Annotated in this window: 20 protein-coding genes and 1 pseudogene; 9 read left to right on the top strand and 12 right to left on the bottom strand. The window is 64.0% G+C overall.

Annotated elements, in window-relative coordinates; genetic code table 11:
- The first annotated feature begins 255 nt into the window (after nt 1-255).
- Nucleotides 256-1167 carry a 3-carboxyethylcatechol 2,3-dioxygenase gene (locus MYXE_RS04345; protein ID WP_172468570.1) on the top strand — a complete coding sequence of 304 codons (912 nt, stop codon included), beginning with the start codon at nt 256-258 and terminating at the stop codon, nt 1165-1167.
- Here the strand turns inward: MYXE_RS04345 and MYXE_RS04340 are convergent.
- The 3 genes from MYXE_RS04340 to MYXE_RS04330 are packed head-to-tail and all read right to left on the bottom strand — an operon-like array spanning nt 1136 to nt 3369.
- On the bottom strand, nt 1136-2476 hold the full coding sequence (locus MYXE_RS04340) for a TetR/AcrR family transcriptional regulator (RefSeq protein WP_085194213.1): 1341 nt from the start codon (nt 2474-2476) through the stop codon (nt 1136-1138). The genes MYXE_RS04345 and MYXE_RS04340 overlap by 32 nt on opposite strands.
- A gap of 12 nt (nt 2477-2488) precedes the next feature.
- Nucleotides 2489-2884, bottom strand: coding sequence for a MaoC/PaaZ C-terminal domain-containing protein (locus MYXE_RS04335; protein WP_232061729.1), 396 nt, complete (start codon nt 2882-2884; stop codon nt 2489-2491).
- A gap of 50 nt (nt 2885-2934) precedes the next feature.
- Nucleotides 2935-3369, bottom strand: coding sequence for an FAS1-like dehydratase domain-containing protein (locus MYXE_RS04330; protein ID WP_085194209.1), 435 nt, complete (start codon nt 3367-3369; stop codon nt 2935-2937).
- 78 nt (nt 3370-3447) lie between these two features.
- Here MYXE_RS04330 and MYXE_RS04325 point away from each other — a divergent pair, with 78 nt between their 5' ends.
- Both MYXE_RS04325 and MYXE_RS04320 read left to right on the top strand, forming a co-directional pair.
- On the top strand, nt 3448-4908 hold the full coding sequence (locus MYXE_RS04325; protein ID WP_085194207.1) for an aldehyde dehydrogenase: 1461 nt from the start codon (nt 3448-3450) through the stop codon (nt 4906-4908).
- Nucleotides 4909-4920: 12 nt separating this feature from the next.
- Nucleotides 4921-6042, top strand: a complete 1122-nt coding sequence (locus MYXE_RS04320; protein ID WP_085194205.1) for an NDMA-dependent alcohol dehydrogenase — start codon at nt 4921-4923, stop codon at nt 6040-6042.
- Between the two features lie 16 nt (nt 6043-6058).
- On the opposite strand, the pseudogene MYXE_RS04315 reads toward MYXE_RS04320, so the two are convergent.
- Nucleotides 6059-6849, bottom strand: a pseudogene (locus MYXE_RS04315) (SDR family NAD(P)-dependent oxidoreductase).
- Between the two features lie 156 nt (nt 6850-7005).
- Between MYXE_RS04315 and MYXE_RS04310 the strand changes: the two are divergent.
- The 5 genes from MYXE_RS04310 to MYXE_RS04290 all read left to right on the top strand — a co-directional run bounded on the left by MYXE_RS04310 (nt 7006) and on the right by MYXE_RS04290 (nt 10740).
- The gene (locus MYXE_RS04310) at nt 7006-8268 is read left to right on the top strand and encodes a cytochrome P450 (protein WP_085194201.1); all 1263 of its coding nucleotides are present in this window, start codon (nt 7006-7008) and stop codon (nt 8266-8268) included.
- Nucleotides 8265-9068, top strand: coding sequence for an enoyl-CoA hydratase/isomerase family protein (locus MYXE_RS04305; RefSeq protein WP_085194199.1), 804 nt, complete (start codon nt 8265-8267; stop codon nt 9066-9068). The genes MYXE_RS04310 and MYXE_RS04305 overlap by 4 nt, the downstream gene beginning before the upstream one ends.
- A complete protein-coding gene (locus MYXE_RS04300) occupies nt 9065-9496 on the top strand; it encodes a Zn-ribbon domain-containing OB-fold protein (protein ID WP_415624474.1) in 432 nt (143 codons plus the stop codon). The genes MYXE_RS04305 and MYXE_RS04300 overlap by 4 nt, the downstream gene beginning before the upstream one ends.
- Nucleotides 9493-10416 (top strand): SDR family NAD(P)-dependent oxidoreductase, encoded by a 924-nt coding sequence (locus MYXE_RS04295; protein ID WP_085194195.1) that lies wholly within the window; start codon nt 9493-9495, stop codon nt 10414-10416. The genes MYXE_RS04300 and MYXE_RS04295 overlap by 4 nt, the downstream gene beginning before the upstream one ends.
- Nucleotides 10417-10518: 102 nt before the next feature.
- Nucleotides 10519-10740 (top strand): nuclear transport factor 2 family protein, encoded by a 222-nt coding sequence (locus MYXE_RS04290; protein WP_085194193.1) that lies wholly within the window; start codon nt 10519-10521, stop codon nt 10738-10740.
- Between the two features lie 258 nt (nt 10741-10998).
- Here MYXE_RS04290 and MYXE_RS04285 read toward each other — a convergent pair whose 3' ends face one another.
- Entirely contained in the window at nt 10999-12051 is a 1053-nt protein-coding gene (locus MYXE_RS04285; RefSeq protein WP_085194191.1) for a TIGR03857 family LLM class F420-dependent oxidoreductase, read from the bottom strand.
- A gap of 43 nt (nt 12052-12094) precedes the next feature.
- Here MYXE_RS04285 and MYXE_RS04280 point away from each other — a divergent pair, with 43 nt between their 5' ends.
- Nucleotides 12095-13180 carry a phosphotransferase family protein gene (locus MYXE_RS04280; RefSeq protein WP_085194189.1) on the top strand — a complete coding sequence of 362 codons (1086 nt, stop codon included), beginning with the start codon at nt 12095-12097 and terminating at the stop codon, nt 13178-13180.
- A gap of 125 nt (nt 13181-13305) precedes the next feature.
- Here MYXE_RS04280 and MYXE_RS04275 read toward each other — a convergent pair whose 3' ends face one another.
- The 7 genes from MYXE_RS04275 to MYXE_RS04245 are packed head-to-tail and all read right to left on the bottom strand — an operon-like array spanning nt 13306 to nt 20695.
- Nucleotides 13306-14769, bottom strand: coding sequence for a class I adenylate-forming enzyme family protein (locus tag MYXE_RS04275; RefSeq protein ID WP_085194187.1), 1464 nt, complete (start codon nt 14767-14769; stop codon nt 13306-13308).
- Complete coding sequence (locus MYXE_RS04270; RefSeq protein ID WP_085194185.1) at nt 14769-15920, bottom strand: acetyl-CoA acetyltransferase; 1152 nt, start codon at nt 15918-15920, stop codon at nt 14769-14771. The genes MYXE_RS04275 and MYXE_RS04270 overlap by 1 nt, the downstream gene beginning before the upstream one ends.
- Nucleotides 15917-16939 carry an acyl-CoA dehydrogenase family protein gene (locus tag MYXE_RS04265; RefSeq protein ID WP_085194183.1) on the bottom strand — a complete coding sequence of 341 codons (1023 nt, stop codon included), beginning with the start codon at nt 16937-16939 and terminating at the stop codon, nt 15917-15919. The genes MYXE_RS04270 and MYXE_RS04265 overlap by 4 nt, the downstream gene beginning before the upstream one ends.
- A 14-nt stretch (nt 16940-16953) precedes the next feature.
- Nucleotides 16954-18126: an acyl-CoA dehydrogenase family protein gene (locus MYXE_RS04260; protein WP_085194181.1), complete on the bottom strand. Its 1173-nt coding sequence runs from the start codon at nt 18124-18126 to the stop codon at nt 16954-16956.
- A 40-nt stretch (nt 18127-18166) separates the two neighbouring features.
- Nucleotides 18167-18937 carry an aldolase/citrate lyase family protein gene (locus MYXE_RS04255; RefSeq protein WP_172468547.1) on the bottom strand — a complete coding sequence of 257 codons (771 nt, stop codon included), beginning with the start codon at nt 18935-18937 and terminating at the stop codon, nt 18167-18169.
- Entirely contained in the window at nt 18934-19761 is an 828-nt protein-coding gene (gene hpaH / locus MYXE_RS04250; RefSeq protein ID WP_085194179.1) for a 2-oxo-hept-4-ene-1,7-dioate hydratase, read from the bottom strand. The genes MYXE_RS04255 and hpaH overlap by 4 nt, the downstream gene beginning before the upstream one ends.
- Before the next feature lie 10 nt (nt 19762-19771).
- On the bottom strand, nt 19772-20695 hold the full coding sequence (locus MYXE_RS04245) for an alpha/beta fold hydrolase (RefSeq protein WP_085194177.1): 924 nt from the start codon (nt 20693-20695) through the stop codon (nt 19772-19774).
- Between the last annotated feature and the right edge of the window lie 160 nt (nt 20696-20855).

The following is a 20855-nucleotide window of genomic DNA, read 5'->3' as shown; positions in this document are numbered from 1 at the left end:
CTGTTCACTGCTAAGTTTGGCGCATGGACCACATACATACAACTGTATGCCTGTTTTCATAAGTGTTCGGGCCCGCATGACACTGCTGTGCGGTCACGATTCCACTGCTCGCAGCGATGCGGGCAGATCCGACAGCGTGCGGCGCGGCGGCACCGTCCACTGCCAGTTGCCTGGAGGTGACAGCGGTGCGGTTAGCGCAGGTGCCCTACCGAAAACGCTCATCTAACATTGGTGTCACTTGGGGAAATGGAGGGGATGCCCGCGGTGTCGTCGCGTCGACTGGTCGTGTGCGCAAGCCATAGCCCCGGCAAGGAACGTGACGTCGAGCAGCGGTTCGGGCGAAAGTTTCGCGCAGCCCTGGCCGCAGCGGCCAAAGAGGTCGAACGTTTTGATCCCGAGCTGGTTGTCTTGTTCGGCGGAGACCATCGCCGCGCATTCCGGCATGTCGTCCCGGCCTTCGCCGTGACGTTTTCAGCATCGATCATCGCCGAGGGTCCCCATCCCGCCGGGCAGCTCACCGTACCGTCGGCGTTCGCGCAACACCTGGCCGATCACTTGTTGGGGGAAGGTTTCGACATCGCGGTCTGCCGCGACGTAGGACTGGACCATGCGTTCGCCCAACCGATTCGGGATCTTCTGGGAAGACTGGACGCCAAGCCGGTGATTCCGGTCCCGGTGAACTGCGCCACGGCTCCCCTACCCAACGGCCGACGGGTCGTGGAGTTCGGCACGGCGGTCGGGCGTTTTCTCGACGACGTGGACCACCGGGTTCTGCTGATCGGTACCGGTGGGCTCTCGCATTCACCGCCGAGCCTCGAAGTCGACACCTACAATCTCAGTGACGAAGAACGCGCGCGGCTCATCGCCCAGGGGATGGCTGACGCTCGCACCAAGATCCGGCCCGAGTGGGATGGCGAAGTCCTGCAGGCGATGTCGAGGTGGGACGTCGATGCGCTGATCGGTCTGGTGGACTCGGCTCAGGCGCGAGCCGGTTCCGGTGCCAACGAGATTCGCACCTGGGTTGCGGCGGGCGCTGCCGGCGGCGGAAAGCCGCTCACTCCGCTCGTGTACGAGCCCGTGGCGGAATGGATCACCGGGATGGGGGTCGCGATCTCGGCGTCAACACTCGGCTCAATCAACCTGCTAGACCAAAAAATCCGCGCCTGATGCAGGTCAACAGCAGCTCGACGACCGCACCGCGGCTGATTGGGTCAGGCAGATCGGCTGCCGCTTGCGGGACGCGGGTCACCAGCGCCCGCACGATGAGCGCCGAGATGATCGGGTCGAATGCGAAGGTCCCCGGGCGCCTTGTCAGCATCCTGGCCACCCCTAGATCCATCAGCACCTGCCCGTTTTCTCCGATGGCAATCACCGTCGGTTGGTCCGTGGTGCCCTCTGCCCACGCGTCGATACAGCCCGAATACCGATCGTAGAAATCGACATAGGTGGCCAGCCATCGCCGCAGAGTCGATTCGTCGTCGATTGGGTCGGCGTGGGCAATCCGTTCAGCGAAGGTCTTTGCCGGAGAATAGATTTCCGCCGCAACTGCCGTCAGCAGATCTTGCTTGTCGCTGAAGTACTTGTAGAAGGTGCCGCGGGCGACGTTGGCCGCCTCGACGATGTCGTCCACACTGGTGCTGCGATAACCGCGTGCGCGGAACTGTTCGGCACCGGCGGCGGCCAGCGCATTGACGGTGTTCACAGCGCGCTTGCTCAAGGTTGCGGTGCGATCGCTGATCGAAAGGCCATCTATACCAGGCTCGGGTGGCACCTCGATGGCGGCCAGGTCTGCCGCCGGGTCGGTACTGGCGTGAAGGTGCAGACTGCTGAAGACCGCCGGGGGGGTGCCCGGAAACAACATGAGTTGGAGGAACACCGAGAGCGTGTCAACGACTGCCTGAAGACTGCGGCCGTATGCGCGCCCAGTGTGGACGAACAGATTCAACCGGTGCACCAGGGCTGTCATCGTCATCGCCGCGACCTCGGGATCGATGCCGCACACACCGGATGCGGCGAGCCGCTCGGCAATGCGGTGGTTATAGCTGCGGACGAATCGGGTGATCTGCGGGCGTACCTGGGTATCTGATGAGGCGACCGCAGTCCACTGGATGAACATGGTCGAGTACTTGTCGAAGACCCAGCTCCACTCGCCCAGCCACCAGTTCAGGTTGTCGAATCCCACGTCGTCGGGCCCAAGCGGGCCTATGCGCCGCGCGACCCGGAACAACGCGCTGCCGCACTCGTTGAGCAGCTCCAGAAAAATCTCGTCTTTGCCCTGAAAGTACTGGTAAAGCGTGGCCCTGGAGACCCCAGCGGCCTTGGCGATGGCATCGACCGAGGTGTCGAAGAATCCCAGGCGGCCGAAGAGGTCCAGTGATACCTCGGTGATCCGGGTACGCGTGGTGGCACCCCGCACCCCGACCGCAGGGCTAGAGGGACCGTAGCTGGTACGGCGGACGATCGATGCTTCGGACATGGTCAGTCCAGCCTATGGTCGATCCGCCGCAAGCGCGCCACCCGACGAAGCGTTTCGTGGTATCAGGAACTCCGCGGTCCCGGTGATCGCGACCCCGCCGGTTTGCCGACGGGCGCTCAACTCCACCGTCACCCGGTTGCCGTCGTCCTCGCCGGTCACCGCGACAACGTGACCTGAGCAGGTGACCACGTCGCCGGGCCAGACCTGCTCACGGAAGCGGACACCGAATCGTCGGATCGCATCGGCGCCCAGCCAGTCGGTGGCGAAGGTGGCCAGTAGTCCGGCAATCAACATGCCTTGAGCGAAAGCCGAGGGATAGCCGACGGATCGGGCTAGATCGTCGTCGTAGTGCATCGGGTTGAGATCCCCCGAGGCACCGGCATACCGCACGAACATCTGCCGGGTCATCGGACCGAAGCTCCGCGGGGCCGCTACGGTGCCTACCTGCAGACCCGTGGTCATCGTGGTGCCGTTTCGATGAAGGTGCCTTTCGCCTCGGCCACCAGCATGCCGTCGGGGTTGCGGTACTCGGTCACCACGGTGGCGAACTGCATGGTTCCGCTGCGCTTACCCGGTTTGGAGAACCGGTCGATGATCCGCTCGCGGGCGGTCAGCACGTCGCCGGCCTTCGGTAACGGGCCGTAGAAGGTGTACTCCTGTTCGCCATGCAACAAACGCTTTCGGTCGAAGCCGACGCTGACCCGCGCACCCGGTGGTGCCCAGCGGGCTGCCGTGGTCAAAAACGTCGGCGGAATGATCGCATCGGGCCCACGATAAGCGGCATTGCCCGACTCGGTGGCCGCCGCGAACTCGGCGATCTTTCCCCGCTCGATGATGACTTCCCACACCTGGCCAGTGGAGGGCTCGGCACTGCGTTCCGGTGCTTGGCTCATGGTGGCCAATACTGTCAGAAAGGTAGTGTCAGTGGTAGCAGACATCGGTTTTTTAGTTGTAAAACGCCTTGTACGAAAATGACATCACTGCCAGAATCAACGTCTATGATCATGTTGCCGGCTGCCTACGCTGGGGGTAGGTGGGTCACGGGCGGCGAGGGGCAGGTCGCAGTCAGGTCACCCACGTCGGGTGAACAGCTTGGCACGGTGGGTGTCGCGGGAGCGGCCGAGGTCGACGCCGCTGTGACGGCGGCCGTGGGGGCGCTGAAGTCGCCGCCATGGTGCGAAGCCTCCCCGACGGACCGGGCTGCTGCGCTGACGCGAGTGGCCGATGCACTTACCGCCCGTAAGAGCACGCTGGCCGACCTGACGACTTCTGAGATCGGCTCGCCACGCTCCTGGAGCACATTCGGCCAAGTGCTGACTGCCGTGGGAGTGCTGCGGGCATATGCCAGAATCACACCCGATTACCCCTTCGAATCGACTCGGCCGTCAATGACCGGCGGCACCGTCGATGTCCGCCAGGTGCCGCTCGGGGTGGTGGGAGCGATCATCCCCTGGAACACGCCGCTGTTCATCGCCGCCCTGAAGCTGGGGCCGGCGCTAGCCGCCGGTTGCACCGTCGTGCTAAAACCCTCGCCGGACGCGCCGCTAAGCATCGGGGTGCTCACCGAAGCGATCGAGGAGGCCGGCCTGCCACCCGGCGTCGTCAACGTTGCCAACGGCGGAGCGGCCACCGGTCAGTACCTGGCGTCGCATCCCGGTATCGACAAGATCACCTTCACCGGTTCCACCACCGTCGGTGCACAGGTCGCGGCCGCGTGCGGCGCGCAAATTCGCCGCTGCAGCACCGAACTGGGCGGCAAGTCGGCGGCCATCGTGCTCCCGGACGCCCCGCTGGAATCCACGGTGACCGGACTGGTTGGCGGCGCGATGGGCAACAACGGCCAACTCTGCGCTGCGCTGACTCGGATCTTGTTGCCCCGCAGCCGTTATGACGATTTCGTCACGGCATTGACGAGTGCGGTGGCGAAGCTGACGGTCGGCGATCCGGCGGATCGGTCCACCGACATCGGGCCGCTGATCAACAAGGCCGCCCGCGAGAAGGTGGAGGGTTTCCTGGAGCGGGCCCGGCGCCAGGGCGCGACGGTGCTGATCGGTGGTGACCGCCCGGCCGGTCCCGGGTGGTTCCTCACTCCCGCAGTGGTCGCCGCTTCCAACGATATGGAGATCGCCCGCGAGGAGGTATTTGGCCCCGTGGCGGTGGTGATCGAATACGACGATGCGGCCGGGGATGCGGCTGCGGTGAGCATCGCCAACGACTCACGATATGGCCTAGTCGGCGCCGTGTGGTCAGCCGACACCGAGCGTGCGACGGCTGTGGCATCGCAACTGCGTGTCGGATCTGTGGCGGTCAATTCGACGGCGGTGCTGGACTTCGGCAGCCCCTTCGGCGGCTTCAAGCAGTCGGGAATCGGCCGTGAGGGCGGCCCAGAAGGCATCACCGGCTTTGTCGAGTATCAGGCGATCATCAAGTAAGGAAGGAGCTCGATGCAGACGCAGGCCGCGGTGCTATGGGAGCGAAACACCACCTGGTCGATCGAGACCATCGACCTCGATCCGCCGAAACCGCCGGAAGTGCTCGTCGAGTTGCACGCCTCGGGGATGTGTCATTCCGACGAGCACATCGTCACCGGCGACATGCCGTTCCGGCTGCCCTGCATTGGCGGCCACGAGGGTGCTGGCGTCGTGAGGGCCGTCGGCGAGCATGTGTCGTGGCTGCAGCCCGGCGACCACGTGGTGTTCAGTTTCATGCCATCGTGTGGCCGATGCCCGTCGTGCTCGACGGGCCACCAGAGCTTGTGCGACCTCGGAGCCAAGATCTACTCGGGCATGCAGATCTACGACGAGACCGCCCGCCACCACGTCAAAGGTATAGACCTGGCGCTGGCGTGCGGCATCGGATCCTTCGCGTATCACACCGTCGTGCACGAGGCGAGCTGTGTGATGATCGCGAAGCACTACCGGTTGGATCTGGCGTGCCTTTTGGGCTGCGGATTTGTCACCGGCTGGGGCTCCGCGGTGTACGCGGCCGCGGTGCGCCCCGGCGACACCGTTGTCGTCGCAGGCGTCGGTGGCATCGGCGCGGCCGCAGTGCAGGGCGCCCGACTGGCCGGTGCCCGCACGATCACCGTCATCGACCCGTCGGAACACAAGCGCGACGAGGCGCGCAAGATGGGCGCCACACATACCGCCGCCGACTGGATCGAAGCCAAAGATGTTGTCGCCGAGGCGACTTGGAATCGCGGGGCCGACAAATTCATTTGCGCCATGGGGGTTGGCGACGGCCAGTTGGTCGCACAAGCATTGGCGATGACCGCCAAACGCGGACGGCTGGTGATCACCAACATCCATCCAATGCTGGAGCGGGATATCCGAGCCAATTTGATGGATCTCACCCTGAGCGAGAAGCAAATCGTCGGAACGCTTTACGGCTCAGGCAATCCGCGTGCCGACATCCCGAAAATCCTCGAGTTGTACAGCGCTGGCCAAGTGGACCTGGAGTCGATGGTCACCAGAACCTATCCGTTGGAAAAGGTCAACGACGGCTATGCCGACATGCGCGCCGGGACTAACATCCGCGGCGTACTTGTCTATCCGGGGGCCCAATAGCTCGCTGTCCGGGCTGCTATGGCGCTCCACCGTCGGCGAAAATTGTCTGCCCGGTGAGGAATCCGCATCGGTCGGACAGCAAGAATGCGATCAAAGACCCGATCTCATCGGGCTGCCCAGGGCGACCCAGGGCCGCGTCGAAGCCGAAATCGTCGACGAGCGCACGCTCCAGTGCCTCGTGGTACGGGTAGCCCTTACTCTCCGCGATGTATCCCCGGATCATGTGCAGGGCTTCGGTTTCCACCGCCCCTGGTGCAACACAGTTGGCCCGGATCCCATCATGGCCGTGTGTACGGGCGATACCGCGGGTGAACGTAGCGACGGCGGCCTTGAGGCTGGCGTAGGGCAACCGCGGTTCGTGCGGAGCGCGCGCCGAATAGGCCGCAGTCGTCACGACCGCGCCTTTGGTCCTGGCCAGGTGCGGTAACGCGGCCTGGACGCTGCGAGTGGTCGCAAGCAACACATCGTGGAAGGCCTCATCCCATGCGGCATCGTCGGCGTCGATGGGCATCATTCCGGCTGTGCCCATCGTGACAGCAATACCGTGCAGGCTTCGACCCAACTTCTCGACTGCATCGCCGACCGCCTCGGCCGCGGCACCGGGCCTGCTCACGTCGTATGTCAGCCCATGCGCTGCGGGGGCACCCACCTCCGACAGGGTGGCTGCCGCTTTTTTGGCCTTCGCCTCGTCCCGGCCGACTACCGCGACCGCTGCGCCGTCGGCCGCAAGCACTTTGCGGCCGCCAAGCCAATGCCAGCGGTGCCGCCGATCACGACGAACGTTTTGTCCTGCAGATTCAGGTCCATCAGGGTAGCGCCTTCCTTATATGAACATAATTGTCAGAAGGTTAACCCACCCAGCATCTCTGCGAGAGGCACACATATACCATTACCTAGACTGCCAGCGGATTCGATCCCAAGGCTAATGTTGCCATTGAGTGACACTAATGCCAGAATCGGATCGTGCCTGTTACTGAAACCGGCGAACTGGAGTTCCGCTCGCTCATCGACTTGCAATGGTGGCAGGACCGACCGGACGAGCGCCCCGCGCTCTACGCACGGCTCCGGGAAAAGGGCCGGCCCATTTTCGTCCGCACCAACCGCTTTGACTTGTCGCCGGCGCGCGGATTCTGGGCGGTGGGAAACCACGCCGACATCCTCGACATCAGTCGCCGGCCCAGCGAGTTCAGTTCCGCCGCTGGCACCCAGATCTTCGACCAGACCAAACAGATGCGGGAATACCGCGGCTCGATCATCGACATGGACGACCCAGAGCACATGCGACTCCGCAAGATCGTGTCGCGCGGCTTTACTCCTCGCATGCTCTCGGAGTTACGCGGCCTGGTCGAGCAGACCACCGCCGAGATCCTTGATGAGATGCCGCCATCGGGCGAGTGCGATTTCGTCAGCGCATTCGCGACCTTGTTGCCCCTGCGGATCATCGACAGCATGCTCGGGGTCCCGCGCGAGCACGAACAGTTCATCCTGCGGGTCAGCGATGTCGTTCTCGGCGCCTCTGATCCGGAGTACGTGCCGGATCAGAGTGTCGCCGGTATCGAGGCCGCGGTGACCGAGCACAGCGAGGGCCTGATCAGGCTCCTTAGGGACATCGCCGAGGACCGGATCGCCAATCCGACCGGTGATGTGATCAGCAAGCTGGTCACATCCGATGAGGAGAACCTGACCCCACAGGAATTGGCGAAGTTCTTCATCCTGCTGCTCGGCGCCGGCAACGAGACGACGCGCAACGCGCTGACACATGGCCTGCACCTTCTCAGCCGCCACCCCGAGCAGCGTGATCGACTGCTCGCCGACTACGACAACCTCGCACCGAGCGCGATCGAAGAGATCCTGCGATACGCCAGTCCGGTAATTCACATGCGCCGCACGGTGACCACCGACGGAGTAGCGCTGGCGTCGGGTAGCCACACCTTCCAGAAGGGCGACAAGGTCGTCATGTGGTATCCGGCGGCCAATCGGGACCCGGCAGTGTTCCGCGATCCCGAGGTGTTCGACATTGCCCGCTCACCCAACAACCACGTTGCTTTCGGCGGACCGGGTCCGCATTTCTGTCTCGGCGCTCACCTGGCCAGACTCGAACTCAACGTCGCGTTTAAGATGCTCTACGACCGCTATCCAGACATCACCTCGGTCGGAGAACCGGTGATGTTGCGCTCGAACTTCGTGAACGGCATCAAACATCTGCGGGCCGCGTATACACCATGATGCACGAGGCGAGCGTGTTATCCGAGATCGGCAGCAGCGTTATGACCATCACGCTGAACCGGCCCGAAGCCGCCAACGCGCTGCGACCGGTTGACCGTGACGCGGTCATTGCGCTGATGGGCATCGCCGACAGCGAGGCCGAGGTGCGCGTAGTGGTGCTGCGGGCCAATGGTAAACACTTCTGCGCCGGTGCCGACGTGGCCTCACTTGCCGAGCGCCGCGCCACTGCGGAGAAGAAGGTGCTGGATCCGATGCGGCGCATCATGAACGGCGCCCAGAAACTTGTGGCCGCCGTCCTCGACTGCAACAAGCCAGTGATCACCGCAGTGCAAGGTGCCGCGACCGGTGTGGGCGCTCACCTCGCCTATGCCTCCGATCTCGTCATCGCCACCGAAAACGCCTACTTCGCTGAGTCTTTCGTAAAGCGCGGGCTGGTGGTAGACGGGGGTGGCTGTTATCTGTTGCCGAGGCGGATCGGTATGCAGAAGGCCAAGGAAATGGCATTTTTGGGTGAAAAGCTCGCTGCTGCCGAGGCGCTAACGCTGGGCCTGGTCAACCGTGTGGTGTCGGCCGACGAACTCGATGACGTGGTGGCGGATTTCGCGGCCCGGCTAGCTGTGGCGCCCACCAGCGCGATCGCACTCACCAAGCGCCTGCTCAATGACTCTCCCGACACCGACCGGGCCGCTGCGTTCGTCGCCGAGGCGATGGCTCAGGAGATCCAGTCGTATTCGCACGACTCGAAAGAAGGTGTCCAGGCGTTCACCGAGAAGCGGCCGACCGAGTTCACTGGGTGGTGAAGACAGTGGGGCGAGCAGACATCCCGATCATCGATGCGGCGAGCACACCCTACTGGGACGCGGCACGAGAGGGTCGGCTGGTAATCGCCAAGTGCGGGTCGTGCGCCAAGGTGCACCATTACCCGCGGCCGTTCTGCCCATACTGCTGGAGCGATAACATCCACCCGGTCCGGGCCAGCGGCCACGGCACCCTTTACACGTACTCGACGGTCTATGTCAACGACCTGCCACCATTTCGCGACCGGTTGCCATATGTAGCCGCCATCGTCGAACTGGCCGAAGGCCCCAAGCTAATGACGATGATCGAGGGTGCGTCGCCCGACCAACTCCGGATCGGGATGACGGTAACAGCTCGTTTTAGGCCGGTCGACGACGACCCTGACTCGCCATATCTGACCGTGTTCACCCCGACCGAGGAGAGGCCATGACAGGACTGCTCGACGGCAAGGTCGCCCTGGTCACCGGTGCCGGGCACGGCATCGGCCGCGGGCACGCGCTCGAGCTGGCAAGACACGGTGCCGTCGTGATCGTCAATGACCTCGGCACTTCACTTTCCGGCGAAGGCAGCGGAAAGGTCGCCGATGAGGTCGTACAGATCATCGAAAGTCGCGCTGGCAATGCCATTTCCGACTTCAGCGATGTCGGCGATGAAGGACAGGTCGAGCTGATGGTCGAGCGCGCCTATTCACAGCTGGGTCGCCTGGACATTGTCGTCAACAACGCTGGCATCGTCCGCGACAAGGCGATATGGAATATGACGGCCGACGATTTCGACCTTGTAATGCGGGTGCATGTCCGAGCAACTTGGCTGACCAGCCGCGCGGTCGCACGCAAGTGGCGGTCTGAGGCGAAAGCCAACGGCGGCAAGGTGTATGGGCGAATCATCAACACCACATCCGGTGCTGGATTGCATGGAAATTTCGGGCAGACGAATTACAGTGCAGCCAAAGCGGCGATCGTCGGTATGACGCAGACGCTGAGCCTGGAACTGGCGTCTATCGGCGCGACCGCGAACGTGATCAGCCCTGGCGGCCGTACCCGCATGTCGGCGTCGATGCCCGGGGCAGCGGCACCGATCGAACCCGACGAACTCAGCGACGACGAGTTCGACCCCAAGGATCCAGCATTGAGTTCGCCAGTGGTGGCCTGGCTGGCCAGCCCCGAGGCCGGTCATATCAGCGGGCAAGTCATCCGCGCAGTCGGCGAGGACCTCCAGCTACTCAAGGGTTGGCATCCGGTTTCCAGCGTGTCGAACGGCGGAAAGCGCTGGGAGGCAGGAAAACTTGGCGTCATTATGGGTACCGATCTGTTCGGCACCCGCAACCCGGGCCTGCGATTGGGTGGCTGAACGCAGCTTCGCCACGAGACGACTTTGCGCCGGTTGCCGCGGCGACCGGCGTCGCGAATTTCGCGGAGGCCGGAGCACATTCTCTTTGCGCCGGTAATCGAGATGCATGGAAAGGAGGCTCGGGCCTGGAGCGACGCGATCGTGGCATTGATACCAGAGGACGGCCGGGCCGAGATGTCGTTTGTGGGGCGTTATCACGATCACCTTCGCCGAGAGAATGGACGGTGGCTGTTGGTCAAACACATCGCGGTGAAAACCGGAGACCCCCTCCCTGATGATGAACGACTACCGTCGGCTCTCCCATGGCGAGACGGCCGATGTTAATCGATGACCGTGGGCGTTAGGCCGTTTCTCGGGCATCTGCGGGCCAGGTCCGCTCGGTCGGTGTTTCGAACTATGCGGATCGCGGTTACCGACGCCAAATAGCAGCAGGACGGTGGACTCCGCTGGACGCCGCTAGCGCGGACCTGATCCGTTTGTTTTACCGGTGCCCTCAACGCATGTGATGCGTCTGGGCTCAACCGAAAATGCGATGTGGAACACTATCGCGCTCAACTGGCCCGGCACCGATAACCAGTCAATCTAACGAGGGCACCCAGGCGCACGGAACAATGGTTCGAGCTGGTCGGGAGTGCTGCCGTGTAACACCAGCTCATCGGCGCCAGCGTCACGATAACGCTCGAGAACTTCGACGCACGCCGATGCCGAGCCAATCGCGGCGGCGCTAGCGGTCCATTCGGCCGGCAACACCGACGCGACGTCTATGAGTTCTTCCAGGGTAAGCACGGAATCTGCCGCGCCCTGCAAGCCCGCCAAGCGGGGGTGAGATCGCAGCCGCGCCAATTGTTCTCGGTCCCATCCGTTGACTGCGGCCAATTGCTCTCCAAACCCGGGCACCTGGTAGTAGGTCACCGCTCGCGCTCCCACCACCGCGACTTCCTTCTCGGGAGGCAGTCCGCAGGCGACCACCACGGTGGCGTAGACGCGGACACTACCCGCCCGACGGCCGGCTGCGCGTTCAGCGGCTCGAACCAGCGCCACCGAGCGGCCTACCGCGTCTGGGGTGAGAAAGGGGTGCAACAGCACACCGTCGAAGTGGCTGCCAGCCAACGCCAGGCTCTTCGGGCCGATCGCCGCCCAGACCAATGGCGGCACCGGCTGGTCGGGAACGTCGTTGAGCCGCAAACCCGGATACCTGCCAGCCGGACCGTCGTAACGCACCCTCTCGCCCCGACATAGGCGCCGAAAGATGTCGGCATAGTCGACGATCGACGCATTGGTCGCTGGCGGCAAGCCCACCGCGGCCCACATGGCGTCGACCGATCGACCGACTCCAATGATCATGCGACCGCCCGAAAGCGCCTGAGCAGTCATAGCCAGGGAGGCGAGCAGAGCCGGATGCCTAGACTGGAAATGCGTTATACCCGAAGCGATCTGGATCGTTGGCGTCACCTGACTGATCGCACCGGCAAGCACCCCGAAGTCTTTGGTTCCCCACCGTTCGCTGAGCCACAACGTCGACATACCCAGTCGTTGGGCCGCTTGCGCCTGGCCTATCGCCAGCCTCGGATCGCTGATGCGTCCCGGCAGCGCGTAGACACCAAGGGGTATCCGGTCAGTCAAGCAATCTGTCATGCAGGTATTCTGACAGTAGTGTTCAGTTTTCGGCAGGTGTCTCATGGCATACGTGGCGCATTGCGACATTGTTGACGCGCGCATCCGGGAAGCACTGCGCTGGTGGCTCCCGCCGCGGATCGCCCCGGGCGGTGTGGCGTCGTTCGATATCTCCGAGTTCACCGCCCCGGACTCCGGGTACTCAGGAAAGACGCTCTTTTTCACCGCCTCCTGGGCCGATTCGGCGGGACGGCGGCACAGCGACAATCTGGTCATACGGATCCAGGCCAATGATCACCAGTTGTTCACCACACCCAACGCACCACGACAGGCCGAGGTAATGCGGCGATTGGGCCGACACGGAATTCCGGTGCCGCACATCGTCGGCGTGGAATACGACCAGACGGTGTTCGGAGCCCCCTGCTATGTGATGAGGCGCGTGAATGGACGAGTACCGTCAGACGTTCCCAGCTGGCATAAACGTGGTTGGACCGCCGAGCTGTCCGCTAGTCAGCGAGAACTGCTCTGCGACAACGCGCTTCGCGCGCTGGTCGACATCCACCAGATCGACGACCCCGAAGACCTGCAGTTCCTGCGGGCAGGGCCCGGTACGGATGCCACAGCGCTGCAGCGGTACCTGCACAACTTGGTCAGCTGGTACGAGTGGTGCCACGACGATCTGCGTGTCGGCGCCGATATGTTGAGACGAGCGCTGGCGGTCATTCTCGACTCCGCCCCGGACGACGAGACGGAGACCATCGTCTGGGGAGACGCACGTGTCGGAAACATGTGCTTCGCAGATGACCTTTCGGTGCTCGCATTGTTCGACTGGGAGACGGCAACCACCGGGCCGCCCGACATCGATCTGGGCTGGTGGGTTATGTTTGAACGTTTTCTCTGTGAGTCGCTCGGTCTCACCCGGCCGCCCGGTGTTCCCGATGACGCAGAGTTCGAGCGCCGGTACCGGGATTTCGGCGGCGCGCTTGGCGGCGACAACGTCTACTACCAGCTGCTGGCTGCGTTTGTGCTGTCGCTGATCACCAACCGGCTCGCTGTGCTGCTCGCGCGGGGCGGGCTCGAGACCGCGACCGCCAAAAGCTACCCGCAGCGCGCGGTCGGTTTGGTCGAGCACTACCTGCGACAGCTGTAGTCCCCAGCGTGCCTGCTGCGGCCCGCATCATCACCGCAACAGCCAGCCAGGGGTGATCTGACCGTTCGGCTGCCGGGCCTACCCATCTCCGACGGGTGCGCGCGGGTCAAGACCCTCACGCGCTGTCACTTGCTGGGAAGCCGACGCCGCAAAGCGGCCCTATCCACCTTCAGCATCGGCGTTAACGGGAGTTCATCGAGGACTACGAGCTCGTCCGGCGCTTTGTAGTCAGCCAGTTGCTTTTTCACGTGCGCACGCAGTTCCTCCAAGGACGGTGGATCGCCCGCCGGCACCACGAAGGCCACACCGATCTCACCGATCACCGGTGCTGGCCGTCCGATAACCGCCACCGTCTTCACGCCCGGATGCTGCACGAGCACCTTTTCCACCTCTACCGGATGGATGTTGTAACCGCCGCGGATGTACATGTCACCGCTGCGGCCGGTGATTGACAGATTGCCGTCGTCTCGGATAACTCCCACGTCGCCGGTCCTCAACCAACCTTCCCGAAGCACCGATGCGGTTAGTTCAGGATTGCGCCAGTAGCCGCGCATCACGCACGGCCCGCTCACCTCGATGACACCGTCATCAGCGACCCGGACTGTCATTCCCGGCGCCGGGCGGCCAACGGTGTGGAACTGGATATCGGGCGGATCATCAGGCTCGGTGCCGCAGATAGTCGGACATTCCGTCATCGCGTAACGCACGACAAGCGCCACTCCCAACCGGTCCGCCACAGTGCGCAGCAGATCGGGCGGCGCAGGGGCGGTGGCCGCAACTCCGATTCTTAAGTGCGGCAGTACATCCGCGCAGACGCCTGGGATCTCCAGCAGCTTGGCCCACTGGGTCGGCACCGCGCCTGCGACGGTGATGTGCTCGTCGCGCAGGATCGAGAACATGGCCGGTGCCGACCATGGAACCGGCGGGACTACCAGGGTGGTACCCCACACGAGCTGGTCCCACAACTTGAACATATAGCCAGCGTGAGCAAACGGCGTCGACGTCAGCCGCCGGTCGTACGGGGCGCTCATCACACCCGCCGATTCTGCGCCAGCCGCCAAATTTGCGGCGTCGAACACCGCCCCCTTGGGGGCACCCGTGGTTCCGCTGGTGAAGATGACAGTCACCGGGTCGGCGGGGTACAGCGCCACCGCGGGCAGCGAATCGCTGCGTTCGCAGTGTTGGGCTAAGCTGTCGCGAGACAGCACCGGCCGGCCACAGGTGCCAATGGGGTCCAATCGATGGTCCGCTACGATCAACGCTGGACCCGCTTGACACATAACCGCCTCGACCTCGCGTGGGCCCAACCGGGGATTCAAACCAGTGGTGATGGCGCCGATCATCGCCGCGGCCGCGTAACACGTTGCGTAGTCGATGCCCGACGGCAACCACAGCGCGACCACGTCACCCTTACCGACCCCCGCGGCGGCGAACTGGAGTGCGACTGCACGGGCCCGGCCGACCCAATCGGCGAAGGTGATGCGACCGCCGGGCTCCACATAGGCTTCCCGGTCACCGTGAACGACGGCGGCGGCCTCGAGCAATGCCCGGGTGTCACCGCAGGTTGCGTCAAGCGGCGGTCGCGGCACTACGGCTCCTCGGCACCGAGAATCATCGTGCCGCTTGAGCAAAACCAGCCACCGGTGGCGCTGACACAGGCGATCTTCGCGTCCGGCACCTGCCGGGGCCCGCATTCACCGCGCAGCTGGCGAACCGCCTCCACAAGGAGGAATAGCCCGCGCTGACCCGGATGACACGCTGACAGGCCGCCCCCGTCGGTGTTGGTGGGCAGCGCACCGCCAAGGCGCAGCGATCCCGCCTCGACGAACCCGCCACCCTCACCCTTCGGGCAAAAGCCAAGATCCTCGATGGTGCACAGCAGCATGTAGGTGAATGCGTCGTAAAGTTCGGCCACGTCGACGTCGCCGGGACGCACGCCGGCGCGCGCGAACGCCAACGATCCGCTCACCGCCGCAGGTCCGATCGTCATGTCATCCCACTGCGAGGTCAGCATGTGCGAGGTGGTTTCGGCGGCGCCAAGTACCCACACAGGTTGAGAGCGCAGATCTTTGGCCCGTTCGCCGTTCACCATGACGACCGCGGCGCCGCCATCGCTGCGGATACAGCAGTGCAGCTTGGTGAACGGGTCTGCGACCATCGGGCCGGACATCACGTCGTCGACGGTGATCGGGTCACGGTAGTAGGCCTCGGGATTGTCCGTGGCGTTGAACCGGGCAGACACCGCCACCTCGGCCAGCTGCTCGATGGTGGTGCCATACTGGAACATGTGGCGGCGTGCGGCCATCGCGTACTTCGCAATCAAGGTGTGCCCGTACGGCGCTTCCCACTGCAGCGGTCCGCGAGCACCCCAGTTGATGCTTGCTCCGCGCAAGCCCTTTCGCAGATCTGCGCGCGCCGTCGAACCGTAGGCCAACAGCACCACGTCAGCGTGTCCGGCGGTGATCGCGTCGGCTGCGTGGGAGGCCATCGCTTCCCAAGCCGCGCCCCCGACGGCGGTGGAGTCAACCCACCGCGGCCGAAGCCCGAGGTATTCGCCCACGTCTACCGGGGGCAGCGCCCCCTGCCCGGTCGAGGCAAGCCCGTCCACGTCGGCCGGCGACAGGCCCGCGTCGGCCAGCGCTCGTCGGCTTGCCTGTGCGATCAGCTCGTAGGGGCTCTTATCGTCGACCCTCCCCACATCGGAGAGCGCCACCCCGGCGATCGCGACGGCGCCACTCACTGTGCGCGCTCCTGGGCGAGCAGCTGGGCCAGCGCCTCAGCTGGCTCAACGAACAAATGGCGAAGTACGTGTGCGCGCTTCAGGTACAAATGCATATCGTTCTCAAACGTGTAACCGATTCCGCCGAACACCTGGATACCTGCGGCAGCGTTATCCACAGCCGCCTTGCCGGCCACGATGACAGCAGACAGCACCTGCAGCAGCGCATCAGCTCGTCCGCTGTCCAAGGCGATGGCGGCGAAGAAGCTTTGTGCTTGGGCGGCCTCGGCGGCGACTGCCATGTCCACGCAGCGGTGCTTGATCGCCTGATTCACCCCGATCGGTTTGCCGAACTGGACCCGGATCTTGGCGTGCTCCGTCGCTGCCTGGGCAGCGGCGGCGGCCAGCCCGGTCAGGTAGGCAGCCGAGAGCACCATCGCACGCCCCCAGATCCAGTCGGTGTCTGCGGGCAGCCAATGCAGCGGCGTGGCGGACTGGACGGCCGCCGAGGCCATCCGTGTGGCGGGGTCGGCCGGCTCGACGACGATTGGTTCGCCGAATGCTGCGATGTCGACCAGCGCGGCACCGCTGCGTGCCACCAGCAAGGCGTAGCGTGCGCCTACCGCGTCAAACAGGTCGAACGTGCCTTTGACCCGATGCGGCTCACCGGGCCCCCGCATTACCGCGAGCGCGACTAGTGCGCGCCCCGAACCGATCTCGTCGGCACGCTCGGCGTCGCCACACACTGCGGCCAGCCGCGCAGCCAATGTCCCGGCCAGGAAGGGTCCGGGAGCGAGATGCTTGCCGAGCTCGATGTGCAGCAGCACCTCGTCGTCGAACGCTCGACCTAAGCCGCCGAGATCCTCTGGCAGTCCCAGGGTCAGCAGGCCCATCTGGGCGCCGTCGCGCCACACGTCGGCACGCACCACTGATTTCGCGTGGCGGTCGGCTCGGATGTGTTGGACAGGCATTCGCTGCTCAAGGAATTGCGCTGTAGCCGAAACGATTTCGAGTTGTTCAGCGCTGGGCAAAAGATTCATTGTCGTTCGCCTGTCTACCGCGGCAGTCCGAGGACGCGTTCGCCGAGGATGTTGCGCTGGATCTCCGATGTCCCGCCGCCGATCGACTGCGAAAACGACCAGTAGTAGTAGCCCACCCAGCCGTCGTCGTCCCACCGCGACGAGGCCCGTAGAGCACCCGGTCCGAGGATGTCGAGCGCGAGTTTCGCGATTTCCTTGGTCAAATCGGCATAGAGCAGCTTGACCATCGAACCTTTGGGGCCGGGTGTCTCGGATTGCATTGCCAGGCAGATGTTGGAGTAGGTCAGCGCACGCAGCGAAGCCACCGAGGCCCGTGCCTGCGCCAGCCGCCGGGCGATCTCGTCGTCGGCGATGGCGGGCCGACGCCCATCAGGTCCGACATGGTCGCGGGCATAATCGATCAGATCCTCGACGGTCTTTGCCAGTCGCACCTGGTTTGCGGTAAAAGCTGTTCCCCGTTCGAACGACAGCGTGGCCATCGCAACCGACCACCCGTTGTCCACCTCGCCGACGACGTTGGACAGCGGGATCCGCACATTGTCGTAAAACACCTCACAGAATTCGGCACCGCCCTCGATCGTCTCAATCGGACGCACATCGATACCCGGGCTGGACATGTCGCAGATCACCCAGGTGATGCCGCGGTGCTTGCCTTGGGTGTTATCGGTACGCACCAAAAGCTCCTGGTAGTCAGCGACGGTGGCGAAGCTGGTCCACACCTTCTGGCCGTTGACGACGAGTTCGTCGCCGTCAATGACGGCCTTGGTGCGCAGTGCAGCGAGATCGGACCCGGCGTCGGGTTCGGAGAAGCCTTGGCACCACACCACTTCTCCGCGCAGGATTTTCGGTAGATGAAACGACTTCTGCTTTTCGCTACCCCTGGTGATTAGTGTTGGCCCTGCGTGGGATAACCCGACGAAGCAAGCGTCGATCCCCGGGAAGCCCCTGGCGGCATATTCCTCGTACCAGATCAACTGCTGCAGCAAGGTCAGCCCCTTGCCGCCGTACTCGGTGGGCCACGTGATGCCGGCCCAGCCGCCTTCCCATTGGGTGCGCTGCCAGGCCAGGTCGTACTCGCGGATGCCAGCGTGGTCGCGCGGTCGCGGTTCGACCGGCTTGTTCTCGTCAAGCCAGGTGCGGACCTGGTCGCGGAATTCCAGCTGATCAACCGTGAAATCCAGGTCCATACTCGCGGAGTATAGGTGACACTACAGTCAGAAATAAAGCTCAGATCGAGGGCTTCCGGTACCTGGCCACCAGCTGCTCGGTACCGCGGGCCAGCAGCGCGACGTCTGCACCGACCAGAATGAATGTCGCACCCGCAGCCAGATAGCGGCGCGCGATTGATTCGGTGAATGCATTCACCCCGGCTGCCTTCCTGCGTTCGACCACCGTCGCTAAAGCCTTTTCGATTGCGCTAACGACCTCAGGGTGTTCAGGTTGGCCGAGTTTGCCCATCGAGGCCGCGAGGTCGGCCGGACCGATGAACACCGCGTCGACCCCGTCGATGTCAGCGATGTCGCCGACGCAATGGAGCCCCTCTGCCGATTCCACCTGTACGGTCAGTGAGACTCTATCGTTTGCAGTGACAACATAGTCAGAAATGCGGTTCCACCGCGACGCTCGCGCCAGCGCGCTGCCAACGCCGCGAGTGCCTGCTGGCGGATACCGGGTCGCGGCAACTGCGTCGGCTGCCTGCGCCGGGCTGCCGATCATCGGCACCAGGAGATTGGTCGCGCCGATGTCGAGTAGCTGCTTGATCAACACCGGGTCCGCAGCGGGCGGGCGCACCACTACATCGGCATCGGGGTAGCCGGCGAGCACCTGCAGCTGCTCGAGCGTGGTGCGCAGGTCGTTGGGCGCATGCTCCTGGTCCAGCAGCACCCAGTCGATGCCCGACCCGGCGCAAATCTCGGTGACGTACCCGCTGCCAGACGCGATCCACATGCCGAATCGTGGTGTACCGGAGCTGATGTGTTCGACCCAGCGATTGCTCACCGAACCGTCTCCTCGCGGTCAAACACCACCGACACCGTCCCGAGTGCGCCATAATCGGCGACGAACGTGTCTCCAGGCTCCGCGAACACCGGCTTAGTGAACGACCCGGACAGGATCACCTCGCCACGCTGAAGCGAAACCCCATACGGCGCTACGCGATTGGCAAGCCAGGCTACGCCGTTGCCTGGATGGTTAAGCACCGCCGCCGCCACCCCAGACTCCTCAACCGTGCCGTTGCGCAACAGCAGAGCTGCCACCCACCGCAAGTCGACGTCGAGCGGCCGGAACACCCGCCCACCCAGCACCAGACCCGCGTCGGCAGCGTTGTCGGCGATCGTGTCGACGATCGTGCGTAGGTGACCGGTGTCAGGGTCCGACATCTGCACCCGCGCATCGAGGATCTCCAGCGCTGGGGTAACGAACTCGGTGGCCCGCAGCACATCGAATAACGTCACCCCCGGTCCCCGCAGCGTATCCCCGAGCACAAACGCCAATTCGACTTCAATCCGCGGCCGGATGAAGTGGCCCGGTGCCACTCGGCCGCCGTTGTCGATGAACATGTCGTCGAACAGCGCGCCATAGTCCGGTTCATCGATCGATGCCGCGCGCTGCATCACCTTCGAGGTAAGGCCAATTTTGCGACCCTTGACCGCGCGGCCGTCGGAGACCTTCAGGTCGACCAGCGCCCGCTGCACGGCGTACGCGTCCTCAATGGTCATGTCGGGATACTCAAGCGACAACTGCCGGATCGGTTCACGCTTCTGCTCGGCGGCGTAAAGCCGCCGAGCGATCTCGGCGATCTCATCGGGACCTGGCCGTTTCATTGGCACAGTGTCACTTGGTGAGGAAGGCGACTGCGGCCGGATTGAACGATTCGGGATTCTCGAAATGCGGCCAATGGCGTACGTCGGGCATGTCGAAGATCTCGGCGCTGGGGATCAACTCGGCGATCGCGGTCGCGGTGTCCTGGTAGACGCCGAGGTCGCGGCCCGAGGCCACGACCATCACCGGCGCCGTGATCGACCTCCACTTCTCCTCCGGAATCAGGTTGCGTTCGCGTGCGGTGGCGTCCTGCAAGATCAACAGGTGCTCGATGGTCGCACGAGTGTCGGCGCGCTGATATATCGCCCGACGCAGCCCGATAAGGTCGGGCAGCCGGTTGGCTTCGTCGGCGATCAGGTGCTCGAAGACTGTGTACAGCGACTCCCAAGTGGGCTCGTTAACGGCCTTGGTGCGTTCAGCGCGAATCCGCGCCATGTTCGCTGCGGCCGCCTCCTTGCCCGCGGGTGACATCAGGATCATCTTGTTCACCCGGTCGGGATGCGACACTGCAATTGCCGCGGAAACCCAGGCGCCCAGCGACATCCCCACGAAGTGAGCGTTGGCCATGCCGAAGTGGTCCATCACCTTCAGCACGTGCTCGCGGTAGACGGCGATCTCGTAGTCGTAGTCGGGCTTGCCTGAAAACCCGTTGCCCACCATGTCGATCGCCACACAGTGGAAGTGCTCAGACAGCGCGGCCAGATTCGGCGCGAACGTCTCCCAGTGTCCGCCCGTACCGTGCAGCAACACCGCGTGCGGCTTATCGGGCAAACCGGCCTCGGCATAGCGGGTCCGCACCAGCGCGCCGTTGACCTCGATATCGATGAACCCCTGGGTGAACGCCACCTCCTTGAGAAGCATCCATATGCTCCGGTAGTTCTCTGTGTCGACCAGCGCGCCACCCACTGACGCCGGTGGCGCTGACCGTTGCTCCATCTCGTCTCTCTTCCGCTACTTCTGACATCAGTGTCAACTACAGTTTGGGGTCATCGACGTCCTTCGGCGTGTTCGATTAGTGTGCATGTTCGCACGTAGACAACGCAATAGCGGATCTAGAGAGCTGATGTTTTCGGCTAGGCACTTCTGTCTATTCAAT

Source organism: Mycobacterium xenopi (assembly GCF_009936235.1).
GTDB classification, from domain to species: Bacteria; Actinomycetota; Actinomycetes; order Mycobacteriales; family Mycobacteriaceae; genus Mycobacterium; species Mycobacterium xenopi.
Note: the sequence above shows the minus strand (reverse complement) of the source record. Positions and strands in the feature narration are given on the sequence as shown.